Raw genomic sequence first — 15818 nt, 5'->3', positions numbered from 1 at the left:
GCGAGATAAGGAGAGGTAAAAAATATGGCAGAAGTTTATTGTGACATTAGGTTAGATACAAATACTGACAAAGAATTTGAAATAATAAAGGAAATTTTGGAGCACAAAATACTAAATCAGAAATATGTTTTTTATAGTGTTGACAAATATGACTCAAAGAATAGAAGCATAATATTTGATGAAGCATCAGGAGGTCTTGAGAATGCTGTTCTAAGCCTTGTGGCAGAAATAAATGGCTATATAGATGAACTTGCAGAGTTGCAAGAATCGGAAGCTGACAAGGATATATTTAGAAATTTTCATTATGAAGTATATGCGACAATATTTGATTGTTATTGTGGTCTTTCACGGGATGTTATTATAGAGAGAAATAATGGCAAGGTCACAATGCAAGAGGAAGAAGAAGTTTCGTATTATGATATTGATTTTAGTAACGAAGATGAGGCAAAAGATGAATATGAATTTGTATGCAGTAGAGTAAGACAAATATCTGGTCCTGATCCTTATATTATGCCACTGGAAGAATTTATGAAAAGAAAAGGAGACACGATTAATATAAGATATGAGGGAATGACAGATAAGAGTCCGGGATGGGAGGAGCCGGTAGAATTGATTTTTGAAAGAAATTGAAATTAATTATTTAGACAGCCTTTAATACATACTGGATGCACGCGAGTGCAGTAGTCAGGAAGAGCTAGTTAATAAAATGACGAAAAATAGAAGATAGTAGGAGGATAGTGGAATGAAGTTATTTGTTACAGGTGATAATCACATCGGAAGAAAATTTGATAAGTATAGTATTAAAAATCAGTTGGTAGAAAGCAGATTCACTTGTCTTAAGGAGATGGTTGAAACTGCAGAAAAAGAGCAATGTGAGTTTTTCATTATTACAGGCGATCTTTTTGATAATACTTATGCAATAGCAAAAAAGGATGTTAAACGTGTAGTTGAGATTCTTGCAGGTTTTAATCAGAACGTACTGGTACTTCCAGGAAACCATGATTTTTATTCAGGTAATGAACAGCTGTGGAATGATTTTATGAATCTGGCAGATGCTCATAGCAATATTATTGTACTTAATGAATACCAGCCATATGAATTTGATAGTAGTGATGGTCTGGCAGTTTTTTATCCTGCGTATTGCGATAGCAAACATAGCGACACTAATCGTTTGGATTGGATAAGGGAAGAGGATATTGATGGTACGAACAAGTATAATATTGGTATTGCCCATGGCGCATTGGAAGGACTTGCAATTGATACAGAAGGGGAGTATTTCCCAATGACAAGAACTGAGCTTGACAGTATTCCAATGGATTTGTGGTTATTGGGACATGCTCATGTGACAGAACCTGCAATTCCTGCTGATGAGGAAAAGACCGGCTATACTATTTTTAATGCTGGAACACACGAACAACTTGATTTGCACAATAATACAGAAGGTAATGCCTTTGTGATTACATTACAGAACAATAATGGAATTAAGAAAATTCTGGCTAAGCGTGTAGTAACCGGAAGAATAAGATACTACGACGAAAAGTTGACTTTTAATGCAACAGAAAATAAGTCTTTAGAGAATGCAATCGAAGAATTGGTAAAGGATTACTCTAGCAATTCAATTGTAAGGCTTACAATCTCCGGAAGTGTAGATGCATCTGAATATCAGAAAAAGGGAGCAATCTATGAGGCTCAACTTAGTAGATTCTTGAACTACAAGATTCTTGATAATGATTTAAGTGAGAAGATTACCAGTGAAAAGATTGAAAATGAGTTTTCGGAAATTGGCTTTGCAGCCAAATTTTTGGAAGAATTATTGGATGACCCGGTGGAGCTTCAGATGGCATATGATATTGTGAAATCGTTGAAATAGAGGAGGTTGTAACTATGAATATAAAATCGATTAAGACTAGACAGTTTGCAGGTATTAAGAATAAAGAGGTCACATTTGAGGACGGACTAAATGTACTGGTTGGTAATAATGAGGCCGGTAAAAGTACTATGATTGAGCTTATTTATCAGACTCTATACAGAGACTCTAAGCTTAGTAAGAGTAAGAAAGAAGACAAAGATTTCATTGCAAGGTTTATGCCTTCTGATTCCAAGGGAGATGTTGTAGATGGAACGTTAGTGTTCGCTACAGATGATGGTCTGTATACCCTTCAGAAGAAGTGGGGTGCTTCAGAGATGTGCGAACTTGTTACTTCAAAGGACGAGATTATTGCAAATGAGAAACAGGTTCGAGAAATAATTGATGAGGAATTAGTTTACAAGAGAGGTCTTTATGATGATGTGATTTTTGCATCTCAAAAAAGTCAGGCAAATGTGGTTGAGCACATTTTAAACAAGCTAGACAAAAAAGCACTTGTAAAACAGGATTTGGTTTCTATTATTGCGTCTGAAGGAATGTCATCAACAGAAGGGATTGCTCCGGAAGAAATTGAAAAGATTATTCAGGAAAAGATTGATGCACTTAGTGGACATTGGGATTTTGCAAATGATGGTCCTGATAAAAAACGAGGAATTGGAAAGAAATGGGTTCAAGGTGTAGGAACTATTCTGGAGGCTTATTATACTAAAGCAGAACTTGAGGATGCTTTGCAGAAGAGTGAAGTTGCTGAAAAAGCTATTGATATTGACAATAACAAAATCAATGAAGCTAAAGAAAAGCTAGAAAATTATCAGGCTGAAAAAGAAGAGTATGAACGTTATGCAGCAGCGCTTGCTGCTTATAATAGTAATATGGAACTTAGGAATAAGTATTTAAAGGAGATAAATAAAATTTCTGCAGATTTAAAGGAATATCCGCAACTTCTCAAAGAATATGAAGGAGCTTTACATTTAAAGACGCTCGCTAAGGCTCAGGATATAATTTCGAAGTATAAAGAAATCCAAGCGGCAAAAGATAGTCTTGATGAGGCAAAAAAAACAATCGAAGGTAAGATAGAAATAACTGCTGAAGATGAGAAAAAGCTTGATACTCTTGAGTCAGATATTAGCAATTTGCGAGCACAGCTTTCTAATCTTAATTCTGTAGCTAATATTAAGAAACTTGGAAACACCGATATTCAGGTCAAATCAGTTGCTACAGGCAAGGACATAGATATTTCTGCCGGTGAATTTGATATCAATGAAACTGTAGAGATTACAGTTCCAGGTGTTATGAGCATGACCATTGCAGCAAAGGATATAGATGTGGAAGATGTTAAGCGACAGCTTGATGAGAATAATAAGGAGAGAGAAGCACTTCTTTCAAAATGCAGAGTTAAGGATCGTGATGAACTTAGAACTAAGAAGGAGGAGTATACAGAAGCATATCATAATTTAAGTGCTGCTCAGAAAGATTATGATGATCGTATAGAAGGCATAGATCTTGATAAGCTTGATGAAGATTATGAACATCATAAGGAAAAGTCTTCAGAACTGGATGGACTTGATAAGAAAATTAAGGAACTTTGCGGTTCTGAATCAATAGATTCTTATGAAGCAATGTTAAAACAGAAGTGCAATTCCATAGAAGGAGAATATGATGCCGAGTCACCTGTTGATTGCATGAAGAAAAATCTTAAAGTGGCAGAAGCCAAACTTGCAGAGATTGATTCGCAACAGGGTGACGTTGAAAACATTCCAAAGAAGTATCGTGATATTGATGATGTCGAAGTTTACAAAGAAACACTTAAATCCAATATTAAAGATGCTAACAACCAAATTGAAAAGGCAAAGGAAGATCTCAGTGAGCATGAAAAAGAGCTTGGTGATGTGGCACCTGAGGATTTGAGAACTCAAATTGATGATGCAACAATAGAATTTCAGAAACTTAAGGATGACTGCGAAAGATGGAATCATATTTTAGCAGTTCTTAAAGCGACTCGTGAGAATATGGCTGGCGAAAGTACTATGTCTGATGTTCAGGATAGGTTCGCTGAGTATCTTTCTGTAATTACTGATGGCAGAATTAATCTTAAGTCTATGGATGAGAATATGGATGTGAATATTCAAAGTGGTAATAATCACATGACTTATGAAATTCTCTCAGAGGGTACAAAAGACACGATTGCCCTTGCCTTTAGATTGGCAATACTTGAACATTTATTTCCTAATGGAGGCGGTCTTGTAGTTTTTGACGACCCATTTACAGAGATGGATGAAAACAGAACAGAGCAAGCGTGTAAGTTGGTTCAGAAATTTGCTGATGCCGGTAACCAGGTTATTTTTGTAACTTGTGATAATAAATATAAAAATATGCTTTCAGGAAATATAGTGGAACTGTAGGAAGTAAAAAAGTAACCGCCGTCTGCAAATGGTATGGTTACTTTTTTAATCATATTATATTGGACTAACCGTCTATCGGTAGTACCTTTTGTAATATTATAGTAAAAGATGATTATTGATATTTCAAGAGTATTTTGAATATGCGACTTACGAGCAACCTCCAGCTCAAATCCGCTTCGCTGCTTTTCGCTGGAGATTGTCACAACATTAAAAAATAGAAAAAGACGATAATTCCTGCAAGCAGTATTATCGCCTTTTTTATTTTTAACGTTGCTCGTAATTAACCAAAGTATCTCTTCAAAAGACCTTCGAATGCTTTGCCGTGTCTTGCCTCGTCTCTTGCCATTTCATGTACTGTGTCATGGATTGCATCAAGATTTGCAGCTTTTGCACGCTTAGCAAGATATGATAAATAAAGGGAATTTGGAAAAAACAAAAGTACACAAAAAAGTACAATTCATAACAACTTTAAAAGACTTTCTAAAGGAAGTACACAAAAAAGTACAACTTTTAGGAGGTTTTTATTATGTCAAAAGAAAATTTAGCAGGAGTTTATCAGTTGAAAAATGGTTGTTGGGGATTTCGGTATGCAATCAATGTAAATGGAAAAAGGAGAGAGGGAAAGAAAACAAAAGATGAAAATGGAAATCCCTTTAAAACAGAAAAGCAGGCTTTTAGAGCAAGAGAAAGAGCAATCATAAAAGAGAGAACAGAGCAAAAGCCAATAAAGAAAATTGTGAGAAAAACTTTTAAAGAAGTTTTTGAGGAATACTGTAAGTATGGAAGAAATGGAAAAGCCTATACAACGATTAAAAAACAAGACAGTTTATGGAATAACCATTTAAAAGTGAGATTCGGCAGCAGATATATAGATGATATAACCGTAGCAGAAATACAAGATTATCTCGCAGAACTTTATTATACAGAGGGCAAGGCTTACTCTTATACAGAATCATTTTTAAAGATGTTTTACTTAATATTCGGGCAGGCATATTCAAGAAATTATTTAGATATAGATACTTACAACAAACTGTGTATTAACAAAAATACAAAAATAAATATGCCAAAGCAAAAGATTGATGAAGAAACCGATATAGTCTATTTTAATAAGCAGGAAATGCAGCAGTTAGATAATTATTTTCAAGGTACAAATGCGGAAACCGCCTATATGTTAGGTAAGTATTGTGGATTGAGAATTAATGAGTGCTACGGTTTGAAATGGGATAAAATAGATTTGAAAAATGGTATTATTACCATTGACAGACAAATGCAATATCAAGAGGGATTGATAAAATTAGTACCACTCAAAACTAAAAATGCCAAAAGAAAAATATATATGTGCAGTAAGTTAAAAGAATATTTTGAAAATCTAATGCAACAGCAGGAACAATATAAAAAAGAATTAAAGGCACAAAGACAACAGAACCAAACCTTTATACAAGATATTAAAGGGAATGTGATTTCTTCTCTCGGGTTAGTAAACTCTCTGCCGAATGGAAAAATACAAACAGTAAATTCAATGAAATATCATTCAAGAACTTTGCAGGGAGAATATCATATAAATTTCAAGTATCATTATTTAAGGCATACTTATGGTACTACTCTTGCTACTTTGAATACTCCCGAACATTTGCTTTGCAATCAAATGGGGCATAGCAACAGTGCGGTAACACATAAGTATTATATTGCCATTTCAGAGCAGGGAGTTGATGAACTGTTGAAAAATTTGGAAATGGTTTGATTAAGTACAATCAATAGCGTATTAAATTGAAAAGGAGAATTGATATGAGAGAATTGTATTTAATCATGGAGGATTTACTAGCAACAGAGGATAATATAAAATCTTTGTTGTGTGTATTGGACTTATTGGAAAGGGTATATGAGCAACAGACAGAAAGCTCATGTATCATTAGCGTTATTAAATGTTATGTTGGTAAGTTGCAAACAGAAACACGAAATTCCATAAGTAAATTGGATAGTTATATAGTGAAAAACAAACAGAAATAATATAATAATAGAAAAATAAGCGGCAGCATTTTAATTTCCTATGCTACTGCTTATTTTTTAGGATATTCTGTTTTGATATTGCTTGCACCAGTAATGTAATCAAGAGAAACATTATAGAATTTTGCAAGAATTAAAAGATTATCAATAGGTATTCTAGTCTTACCGCTTTCATAGTCTGCATATGTTCTTTGTCCGATATGAAGTAGGTCGGCAATCTTTTGTTGTGTAAGAGAATTATCCTCTCTTATTTCCCTAATTCGTTCGTTATATTTCATGTGTAACACCTCTTGATGTAATTATAAAGAACTGTTTGAGAAATATTGACAAATAGAGTTATAAACTCTAAAATAATATATATAAAACATAGGAGGTGGCATTATGACTAAACAAGTTACATTTGGAGAAAAAGATTCAGAATTAATACAAAAAATAAGTGATTTTCAAAAAATGCAAAAACTTCCATCATTTATTGAGGCTGTTCGAGTCCTTTGCGAAAAAGGATTGCAAATAAATGAACTAATTAAAAGTACTAAATAAAATAGTGAAAGGAAAAAATTATGAAACAAGTAAAAAAAATTCTAGCAATTATGCTTACATTGGTTTTATCAATATCAATGATACCAACAATAAATGTAAGTGCGGCAAAGAAAGTAAAACTAAATAAGACAAAGGCAACTATTTATGTAGGAAAAACAGTTACTCTGAAATTGAAAAATAACAAGGCAAAAGTAAAATGGAGTTCTTCCAACAAAAAAATTGCAACAGTCAGTAAAAAGGGAAAAGTAAAAGGTAAAAAGGCAGGTAAAGCAACTATTACTGCAAAGGTTGGAAAAAAGAAATATAAGTGTAAGATTACTGTAAAAAAAGAAAAAAATAATCAAAATGTAAATGAACCTACAAAACCTGCACCAAACATAAATGAACCTACAAAACCTGTACCAAACATAAATGAACCTACAAAACCTGCGAATGTAAATGTTGTAGGGGTAAAATTAGACAAAACTGCCATAGAATTAAAAGAAAATGAAAGAAATATAATAAATGCAACAGTTTTGCCACAAAATGCCACAAATAAGAAAATTGTTTGGTCTACAGAATCTTCATGGGTTGCAGAGGTAAGTGATTCGGGCGAAATTATTGCAAAAAATGCGGGAGAGACAGTTATTCGTGCAAAAACGCAGGAAGGAAATTATATTGCTCAATGTTCAGTTATTGTAAAAGCTCCTATTGAATTTTCGTATGAGGAAAAAGATGGATTGCTCAATATAACTATATTAAACAACGGAAATAAAATGATGACAATAGATAGCGTTTCTGTAAATTCTGGAAGTGGTGAGTATCGTATAACTCCAGGACATTATGAAACAAGTTTAGTTTTAAAAAGGAATAGTCAAGGAAATTATGTATATGTTTATTCGAGTAAATTCGTAGATGATATTGTGGGAGAAACAGTAAATTCATACAGTAAAAATACTATAACGTATGGCAGAGATTTAAAGACATATGTAAATAATGGATATGTAAAAGTCATGTATACATATAAAGGTACTACATTCTTTGATTATATATATTCTCCTAAAAAAGAAGAAAGTACTACGCAAGAGCAAACTACAACTAAAAAAGATGAGCCGACAAAAGTTGAAGAAACAACTACGGCGAAAAAGGAAGAAACAACCACTAGTCAAGAAGATTATGGGGACAATGGAAATATGTGGCTTACAGAAGATACAACAGATGGATGTATAATAAAGCTTTCTCGTTACTATAACACTACAACTAAAATAGTGATTCCTAATAAAATATGTGGAAAAACAGTTGTTGGAATAGGAAGGCTTGCATTTTCAAATGATAGAATGGTTCAACAGATAACTATACCAAATACTGTAACGAGTATAGGGGAGGGGGCATTTTCTACCTGTACCTCTTTAGCAAGTATAACAATACCAAATAGTGTGATGAGTATAGGAGATTATGCGTTTGATGAATGTAGCAGTTTAGGAAGTATTACGATACCAAATAGCGTTACAAGTATAGGGGAAAAAGTTTTCTATAATTGTGCCAGTTTGTATAGCGTAACAATTTCAAGTGGAATACAAAGTATAGATAAGACAATATGCTATTCTTGCGAACGTTTGTCAGAGGTGACAATACCAAGCAGTGTAACTAAGATAGTATCAAATGCATTTGTGTATTGTCCTAAATTAACAAGTATTAAAGGAGAAAAGGGGTCTTATGCTGAAAAATGGGCAAAAAATAAAGGATATACATTTATAGCACAATAAAGCTAAAGCAGCAGGTCAGTCCTGCTGCTTTAATAATTTATAGAAAGTGGTTTTCTTTAGTCCAGTAAGTTCCATAGCTTTTACGGCGGTTATTTCACCACTCTTCCATAATTCAATTACTTCATTCCAATTATTAGGCTTTTGTGCTTTCGGTCTGCCATAATCAGCCCATTCTCCTCTTGCTTTCTTTGCGGCAATGCCCTCTTGCTGCCGCTTTTCTTTCTTTTCAATTTCAGCTTGTGCCATTGTAGCATAAAGTTCAATAAGCATATTGTTGATTGTTTCCATTATCATTTTTGCCATTGAATTATCAAGAGAAGATAAATCTTGTGTGGTGGTCGGAATTTCTAAAATCATAACACGAACTTCTTTATCTTTGAAATATTGAAGTTCCTTTAATGTATCTTGTTTATTTCTCCCTAATCGGTCAAGTTCGGTTACAATAAGTATATCTCCTGCCCTCAAAATATCCTCTTTAAGAACTTGGTATCGTGGACGGTTAAAATTCTTGCCCGTCTGTTGGTCTGTGTAGATTTTCTCTAAAATCATGTTATTGTTTTTACAGAAAGTTTCTATTTCTGTAATACCTCTATCTAAATGTTGGTCTGTTGTACTCGTTCTGTGATAACCGTATATCATTCTCCTGCTCCTTTCTGCTTTTGTCAGATTCTTGTTTTGCTTTTTCGGCTTGTTCCATGTACTGAATATATCCGATAGTATCTAGGTCTAAATTCTCAAACATCTTATCAACTCCTTTAACAAAAGTATAGCAAAAACGTTCGTAAAAGTCAAGAAAAATATACGAACGTTTATAAAATAAAAACAAAACATTTACGAACGTAAAAATGTGTATATTATGTGCGTTCGGAAAAGTATGCTTTTATAAACGTTTAAAAAGGAAAAATAAATTGTAAAAACTTTTATCAAAGTACATTTTTTTGTACACCTCAAATAGTACAATATATACATAAGATAACAAAAGAAATATTACAAAAAACAAGAAAGAAATGAGGTATTCAAAATGAAGAAAACAAATGGTTACAAGGTTGATTTTGCAGCAAAGGTTATTACAATTACAAAAAGATTTGGTAATGCAGCAGGTGTATTAGGAACTCCCGAATTTGAGATTATGCAGCAGTTGAGAAAAGAGTATGCAGATTATAAGTTTCAATACAAGACGATAGAAAGAAATGAGAATAAAGAAACATATAAACATCTTACTATTGATGAAATGAAAAGGTTCTTATCAACAAGAGAGGATTCACAATCTGCATTAGTACAATTCGCAAGAGTGGAAAATGTTGTAGGCAATAGAAAAGGAAAATACGCAGTAATTAAGAAGTGGTTTTTAAAGAATTACAAAGAGGAATATAATGCGTTCTTATCATTAGATATTGATAGTGAATTGGAAGAATTAGAGAAGCAATTAGAGCAGGAAAATGAATCAGCTCAAAGAAATGAATTTGTGCAGGAAAATAAATCAAAGCAGAATGAAGCAGCATAGAAAGGAGTAATAATATGAGCGGTATCAGAGTAGATTTTATTTCAAATTCAATTATAGTTACACAAGCATTTTTAGACGCAGCAGCAGTTGTCGGAACAGAAGAATATAATGAGTTAAGGGATGTGAGAAAAGAAAATCCTAGTATGAAAATTGTACGCAGGAGCGTTAGAGGTAATAAAGACAGTCATAAAAGTAAAGGTCTTACATATGCCTATATGAGAAATTTTATAAAAGTCATGGATTCAGAAAATAGAGTTACATTTGAGGATACTATTGATTACTTCCAGGATATGTATAATGGAAATAGTTCAAAGACATATGTAGCAGTAAGAGATTGGTTTTTAGAAAATTATCCAAGACACGCAGAAATGATAGTAGAAACTGCTCCAAAGCTGCCTGCTGCTTAAAAAGTGGCGGCAGCAGGAAATTGTGGAAAGGGGGAGGCTATATTTCGGGAATGAGCAAAAACAAAAGCACCGTTTCCGTTATAGCAGGTAAGTAAAATTTCCAAGAGCATTTTTGATTTGAAAAACGATAGATTTTTATTCCTATAACAGTATTAGTCTATATCTAGCCTTTAAGATTTTGATTGTTGAATAATCAAAATACTTTCTAAAAATCCCCTCAAATTTTGTGGAAAATTGTATTGTTATTTGTCGTCCGATTTGGTAGACTTGTTTTGGGTGCTACCAAGAAACGGTAGGCGGTTAGTCCTTCAACAGAGGGACTGAACCCTCTGATTACATAGAAATCTTCGCAAGGAGAAATCTTGGAAAGGAGGGAACACTTATATGAGTGATTTTGAGATGCTATACATAGTATTAATGATTATATCGATTATAGTTTCGATACTTATTGCATATATCAATAACTCAAAAAAGTAACCGCCCCAGTTGCAATTAGTGCGGTTACTCTTTTTTGAGTACTATACTATTTGGGACTAACCGTCTATCGGTAGTGCCTTTTTCTATCTTTATATTAGCAAACTCCCAACAATAAGTCAATTACTAAAAAATCAGATTCTTTTAGGAAGAAAATAAAATTACGGAAAAGACGAAAATTATCGGTTAATTACGGTTGTAATTTTCGAATATCGTTTTTGCCATTTCCCTAAATTCATCTATTGCACTTTGCGGAGATACAATTGTGACTTCCGCCCCTAAAGCAAATATCCAACCGTAAAATTGGGGGCTTACATTGACTGTCATTCTACAAATGCAATAGTCAGGATTTTCATAGTTAGGTCTTATGCTTACGGAATCGCCAAAGCGGTCAATGAATACGCCCACAAAAGAATTTTTACATTGTACAGAGATAGTCTGTTCTCTGCCGCCGAACATTCCGAAAGTCTTTTTGGAGTAGTCGGCAATATCAAAATTTTTATACGTTTCCAAGCCCTCTCTTGGCTCGTCTAATAAATGTATGGATTTCATTTTATCCACTCGGTAATGACGTAGTGTTTTTGTGAGATTATCAAAGGCAATCATGTAGTAATTATTATCACTAAGGCATACCGCATAAGGACTGACACGATACACTTTCTTTGAATCAGAGGGTTCAAGCGTTCTTTTGGTAGTCCATCTTAAATATTTGAATGTGATTTGTCGGTTGCTGCTTGTCGCAAGATGTATGTTATCTATGTTTGTTAATACGTTATCACGCATACTCTTGATACGTTCGCCGATTAAAATATTTCGGTTTAATATTTTACTGTCATAAATACTGCCGAAAGATTTTATTTTGTTTATCAGTTCTTTTGATTTCTTTTCTGTCAGAAATTTTGAAACTGCTACGGAATCTATAAGGAATTTTAATTCGTTTGTATCAAACTGTCTATTGATTAAGTGGTATTTGAAACCGCCTTTTTCTTTGATTCCCTCAATATCAAAACCTGCTGAACGCAGCAGGAAAATAGCAGCATAGATTGTACGTCTGTCTGCATAAATATTTTTTGTTTCCAAGTAGGATAATATTTCGGGCATTCTTAAAAAATGCCTATCGTCTGTTCTTTCAAGGAATAATTCTTGAAGATATATGGGGATTAGTTTCTTGCTTTCTGATTTGCTATCATTCATAGATACCATTCTCCTATTCATTTGTTGTATATGCGGATAACTTATATAAAGGCACTTTTACAGGGAAATGATTATATTTCTCTTTAAATTCCTGTTTTGCGGCTATGAAGCAGTTCAGACTATTATTACTAAGTGCTTCCTGCATTTCTTCTTTTGATATAAGTCCACTTTCATACTCGGAACAGATGGATAAATCATCTTTTTTGTTCTCTTTCCGTATATTGTGGAATGTTTGGTAAAGAAATGTTATCTGTTCTTCTTCTAAAGGTATGTATCTGTTATTTTCACGTTCTAGCATACACCATACTTTATCGGCAATGATTCCCATAGTGCCACCTTCATTTATTTCTTTTCCGAACATAGTTCGCATGTTTACTCTTGTATACTCATATATTGTACCATCTTTGTGCTTTAATGCCACAATTTCCTTGTTATCTTTGATGATTCTTGAAACATTACTAGGGGTTTGCCAGTTATCCTTTTCAATAACTTTAACTATTTGTTTAGAGTAAATTTCATTTTGCCTTGCTTTTTTGCCTTTTGGTGGCTCATAGTCTTTTATCTTTCTAATAATATGATAATCCAGTTTTCGACGGTCGAATTTATTGTAAGCACATTCATATTCATAAAATTGTTGAAGGTGGAGCAGTAATTCTTCTTTCTTTTTCTTCCAAGTGTCTTTTGAAACTCCAAAAAATTGATACATATCCTTTGTTGAATATACATGGTTTTCTAATAGTTCAATATCCATACTTTCCTTTCTTTGCCTGTATGTAGAATAAGGGGAAAAAAATCAAAACTATATTTTATATAATATTTTTAGAAAAATTCCCCTCATTTTCTCTAAAGTGACATACGAAATTCTATTTAACATTTCAATATTTTTTCTCTATACATATATTTTAATATAATTTTTTTTGAAAATAAAATAAGCACTTTTATTTCTGCACCAATGCTTTTTGGAGTTCAGAGGTTATTATTTTAGGAAGTTCTTTCTTGATTGTATTTTCTGCTAAAAGTGTTATTTCATGTTTCCGCAATTTCTCCTGTATTCTTTCGTTTATATTTTGTCTTTGAAGGTAATAATCATAATATGGATTATTGGTGTCTAATTCTCCATAAAACGCTAAAAACTCTTTTTCTATATGGGATAATTCCTTAAAGTTACGCATAGATAGTATTGCTTTTTTCATAGTTCGTCCTTTCATTTTGTGTTTTGTGGCAGCAGGAAAGAAAATCATTGCCACTGTATAATGAAATAAGACAACTATTCTTTTGTTCCTGCGTAAGTGCTTGAAAATATAAGATAAACATTTTATACATTTTTTCTCCTTTTGCTATTGATTAAATCCACATTGTTATAAAATTTTTCAATGTTATGTTCTCTCTTGTACCGTTTGAAAACAGAACTTTCTGACAAGTGGGTTTTCTGTGACAAATTTAATTTCTCTTTTGTTTCCCTTGCTCCTATCTCATTTGCAAAATATTGAGCCAAAACAGGCTTTGCGGATTCATAGTCAATAGATGTGTTTTGGTGGTAGTTACTTGGATTGTAGGCTTTATTATGAACTGTTGCATGGCAGCAGGCACAGAGCAGGATAAGATTGTCATAATCGTCTGTGCCGCCTGCTGATTTTGCGATTAGATGATGAACTTCTAAATAGTCATTGCCGCCGCAGATAGCACATCTATTGCTCCAACATTTTTCTAATTTATTTTTTGTTGCTTTTGATACCAATTTGTAATCACTCCTTTCAGAGTAATTTAAAATTGGTAAGCAGCAGGTTATATAAACTTGTCCTTACGATATAAAAAATAGCAGAAGTAGTAAGAAGTTAAGATAAGTTATTCAAAAATGTACGGAGTTGATAAAAGACGTTTATATTTATTAGTTGAATGTAGCAAGATAATGTATTAGAATAAGGGAGTAAAAAGTACACTTTTAGAAAGTACACTTTTAAAGAAAAATGAATTTGTAGAACAAAAAAGTACACAATTTCTTCCACTTTTTTTGAAGAAATAAACTCAAAAAAAGAGGACAGACTTAACATCTATCCTCTTGATAATTCTTAAAATATCCTTTATTTAAAGGCATTGTAGCTTAACCAAAGTATCTCTTCAATAATCCTTCAAATGCCTTACCGTGTCTTGCTTCGTCTCTTGCCATTTCATGTACTGTGTCATGGATTGCGTCAAGGTTTGCAGCTTTTGCACGTTTTGCAAGATCAAATTTTCCTGCTGTTGCACCGTGTTCTGCATTTACACGCATTTCAAGGTTTTTCTTTGTTGAGTCTGTTACGACTTCGCCAAGTAATTCTGCAAATTTTGCAGCGTGTTCAGCTTCTTCGTAAGCTGCTTTTTCCCAGTATAAACCGATTTCAGGGTAGCCTTCTCTGTGAGCCACTCTAGCCATTGCAAGGTACATACCAACTTCTGAACATTCGCCTTCAAAGTTTGCTCTTAAATCAGCTAAAATATCTTCGCTAACTCCCTGTGCAACACCAACTACATGCTCTGCAGCCCATGTTTTTTCGCCTTCATCTACTTTATTAAACTTTTCTGCTGGAACACCACAAACTGGGCACTTTTCTGGTGCTTCATCTCCTTCATAAACATATCCACATACTGAACATACAAATTTTGCCATTTTTTCTTCCTCCTATAAATAAAACTTTTTAAAATAATAATAAAAATGAATTTACTATTAATGTATAGATTTGCAATTTTTGCACAAACCATAAAAGTAAGTGCTGTGACCTTTAATCTCTCCTGAACAATGTTTTGCAGCCTCTTCACAGATGTTTAATTCATCCATGAAAATGTCTTCAACGTCGCCACACTTAGTACAAATGAAGTGGTAATGTGGTTCAACGTGACCGTCAAAATGTTCGCGACCATCACCAAGCTTCAGGGAAAGGGCATCTCCCTGGTCTACAAGAAATCGTAAGTTTCTGTAAACAGTTCCTAAGCTAATGTTAGGAAGCTCTTCTCTAATGCTTTGATATACCATATCAGCAGTAGGGTGATCGTATCTTGAGAGCAAATTTTGTTTTATCATTTCTCTTTGTAGACTTCGCTTTGCCATATAACCTCCATATCAATAATAGTAACTATTATCATTTTAACAAAATAAATTAATTTGTCAACAGATTTTTTCAAAAAATAGCAAGTTAGAATTAGATTGCTTAACATAAAAAAAATTTACAAAAAAATACACAAAACACATATCAAATTTTCATAAAAAATGATAATTGTTTTAAAAACGTTTTTTGATTATAACTAATAATAGGAAAAAATTGAATGGGTTAAATACAGTTGAATATAGGAGGAACATTATGAAACAAGTAAGAAAATTGCTTGCTATTGTTTTGTCTATAGCAATTGTTATTGGACTTATTCCAGTTGCAAACGGCAAAACAAACACGAAGGCAGCAGAAACATTCGCAATCACAACTCCCTACGACAACGCATTAGTTGCATCGGGACATTTTGATATAAAATGGAGTGAAGCCACAGCGAAAACAGTTAAGAGTAAGAAGCTTGTTAATAAGAAAAAGTTTTACGTTAGAGCAAGAGGAATTGCAGTTGTTAATAAAAGAGAGAGAAAAGCTAATTCAAAACTTTTATCTCTCTTTTTATTCATCTTATATAAATAACAACTTAATAAATAAGATATTACCT

18 protein-coding genes and 1 pseudogene are annotated in these 15818 nt (G+C 33.1%); 10 read left to right on the top strand and 9 right to left on the bottom strand.

The annotated features are described in order from the left end of the window. Window positions 1–24 precede the first annotated feature (24 nt). From ACQY63_RS05940 to ACQY63_RS05930, 3 genes are all read left to right on the top strand, one after another. The gene (locus ACQY63_RS05940; RefSeq protein ID WP_428244879.1) at window positions 25–630 is read left to right on the top strand and encodes a hypothetical protein; all 606 of its coding nucleotides are present in this window, start codon (window positions 25–27) and stop codon (window positions 628–630) included. Between the two features lie 112 nt (window positions 631–742). After that, entirely contained in the window at window positions 743–1870 is a 1128-nt protein-coding gene (locus ACQY63_RS05935; RefSeq protein WP_428244878.1) for a metallophosphoesterase family protein, read from the top strand. Between the two features lie 14 nt (window positions 1871–1884). Continuing rightward, a complete protein-coding gene (locus ACQY63_RS05930) occupies window positions 1885–4269 on the top strand; it encodes an ATP-binding protein (protein WP_022165901.1) in 2385 nt (794 codons plus the stop codon). 280 nt (window positions 4270–4549) lie between these two features. Here the strand turns inward: ACQY63_RS05930 and ACQY63_RS05925 are convergent. After that, window positions 4550–4672, bottom strand: a pseudogene (locus ACQY63_RS05925) (NADH peroxidase); the annotation flags it as partial. 123 nt (window positions 4673–4795) lie between these two features. Here ACQY63_RS05925 and ACQY63_RS05920 point away from each other — a divergent pair. Together ACQY63_RS05920 and ACQY63_RS05915 are read left to right on the top strand one after the other, a co-directional pair. Beyond that, window positions 4796–6010, top strand: coding sequence for a tyrosine-type recombinase/integrase (locus ACQY63_RS05920; RefSeq protein ID WP_428244877.1), 1215 nt, complete (start codon window positions 4796–4798; stop codon window positions 6008–6010). 44 nt (window positions 6011–6054) lie between these two features. Then, window positions 6055–6276: a hypothetical protein gene (locus ACQY63_RS05915; protein ID WP_428244876.1), complete on the top strand. Its 222-nt coding sequence runs from the start codon at window positions 6055–6057 to the stop codon at window positions 6274–6276. A 50-nt stretch (window positions 6277–6326) separates the two neighbouring features. On the opposite strand, the gene ACQY63_RS05910 is transcribed toward ACQY63_RS05915, so the two are convergent. Continuing rightward, window positions 6327–6551 carry a helix-turn-helix domain-containing protein gene (locus ACQY63_RS05910; protein WP_428244875.1) on the bottom strand — a complete coding sequence of 75 codons (225 nt, stop codon included), beginning with the start codon at window positions 6549–6551 and terminating at the stop codon, window positions 6327–6329. Window positions 6552–6654: 103 nt separating this feature from the next. On the opposite strand from ACQY63_RS05910, the gene ACQY63_RS05905 reads away from it, so the two are divergent. After that, window positions 6655–6813 (top strand): hypothetical protein, encoded by a 159-nt coding sequence (locus tag ACQY63_RS05905; protein WP_428244873.1) that lies wholly within the window; start codon window positions 6655–6657, stop codon window positions 6811–6813. Window positions 6814–6833: 20 nt separating this feature from the next. Then, window positions 6834–8558: a leucine-rich repeat protein gene (locus ACQY63_RS05900; RefSeq protein ID WP_428244872.1), complete on the top strand. Its 1725-nt coding sequence runs from the start codon at window positions 6834–6836 to the stop codon at window positions 8556–8558. 15 nt (window positions 8559–8573) lie between these two features. Here the strand turns inward: ACQY63_RS05900 and ACQY63_RS05895 are convergent, their stop codons facing one another. Then, window positions 8574–9197: a recombinase family protein gene (locus tag ACQY63_RS05895; protein WP_022164524.1), complete on the bottom strand. Its 624-nt coding sequence runs from the start codon at window positions 9195–9197 to the stop codon at window positions 8574–8576. A gap of 382 nt (window positions 9198–9579) precedes the next feature. Here ACQY63_RS05895 and ACQY63_RS05890 point away from each other — a divergent pair, with 382 nt between their 5' ends. Both ACQY63_RS05890 and ACQY63_RS05885 read left to right on the top strand, forming a co-directional pair. Next, window positions 9580–10062 carry a hypothetical protein gene (locus ACQY63_RS05890; protein WP_428244871.1) on the top strand — a complete coding sequence of 161 codons (483 nt, stop codon included), beginning with the start codon at window positions 9580–9582 and terminating at the stop codon, window positions 10060–10062. A 14-nt stretch (window positions 10063–10076) separates the two neighbouring features. Then, the gene (locus ACQY63_RS05885; RefSeq protein ID WP_022164612.1) at window positions 10077–10469 is read left to right on the top strand and encodes a hypothetical protein; all 393 of its coding nucleotides are present in this window, start codon (window positions 10077–10079) and stop codon (window positions 10467–10469) included. 660 nt (window positions 10470–11129) lie between these two features. Here ACQY63_RS05885 and ACQY63_RS05880 read toward each other — a convergent pair. The 6 genes from ACQY63_RS05880 to ACQY63_RS05855 all read right to left on the bottom strand — a co-directional run bounded on the left by ACQY63_RS05880 (window position 11130) and on the right by ACQY63_RS05855 (window position 15222). Then, a complete protein-coding gene (locus ACQY63_RS05880; protein WP_428244870.1) occupies window positions 11130–12137 on the bottom strand; it encodes a helix-turn-helix transcriptional regulator in 1008 nt (335 codons plus the stop codon). Window positions 12138–12150: 13 nt separating this feature from the next. Next, on the bottom strand, window positions 12151–12888 hold the full coding sequence (locus tag ACQY63_RS05875; protein WP_428244869.1) for a hypothetical protein: 738 nt from the start codon (window positions 12886–12888) through the stop codon (window positions 12151–12153). A 187-nt stretch (window positions 12889–13075) separates the two neighbouring features. Beyond that, window positions 13076–13330: a hypothetical protein gene (locus ACQY63_RS05870; protein ID WP_428244868.1), complete on the bottom strand. Its 255-nt coding sequence runs from the start codon at window positions 13328–13330 to the stop codon at window positions 13076–13078. Between the two features lie 122 nt (window positions 13331–13452). Beyond that, window positions 13453–13875 carry an HNH endonuclease gene (locus ACQY63_RS05865; RefSeq protein ID WP_428244867.1) on the bottom strand — a complete coding sequence of 141 codons (423 nt, stop codon included), beginning with the start codon at window positions 13873–13875 and terminating at the stop codon, window positions 13453–13455. Between the two features lie 363 nt (window positions 13876–14238). After that, the gene (locus ACQY63_RS05860) at window positions 14239–14784 is read right to left on the bottom strand and encodes an NADH peroxidase (protein ID WP_022165900.1); all 546 of its coding nucleotides are present in this window, start codon (window positions 14782–14784) and stop codon (window positions 14239–14241) included. Window positions 14785–14841: 57 nt separating this feature from the next. Further along, window positions 14842–15222 (bottom strand): Fur family transcriptional regulator, encoded by a 381-nt coding sequence (locus ACQY63_RS05855; RefSeq protein WP_022165899.1) that lies wholly within the window; start codon window positions 15220–15222, stop codon window positions 14842–14844. Between the two features lie 250 nt (window positions 15223–15472). Between ACQY63_RS05855 and ACQY63_RS05850 the strand changes: the two genes are divergently transcribed. Further along, complete coding sequence (locus tag ACQY63_RS05850; protein WP_022165898.1) at window positions 15473–15793, top strand: hypothetical protein; 321 nt, start codon at window positions 15473–15475, stop codon at window positions 15791–15793. Window positions 15794–15818: the final 25 nt, after the last annotated feature.

The sequence above is a fragment of the Eubacterium sp. Marseille-QA0814 genome, assembly GCF_965119675.1.
GTDB lineage: Bacteria > Bacillota > Clostridia > Lachnospirales > Lachnospiraceae > Eubacterium_G.
The sequence above is the reverse complement of the archived record's forward strand: the minus strand, read 5'-3'. Positions and strand labels throughout refer to the sequence as shown.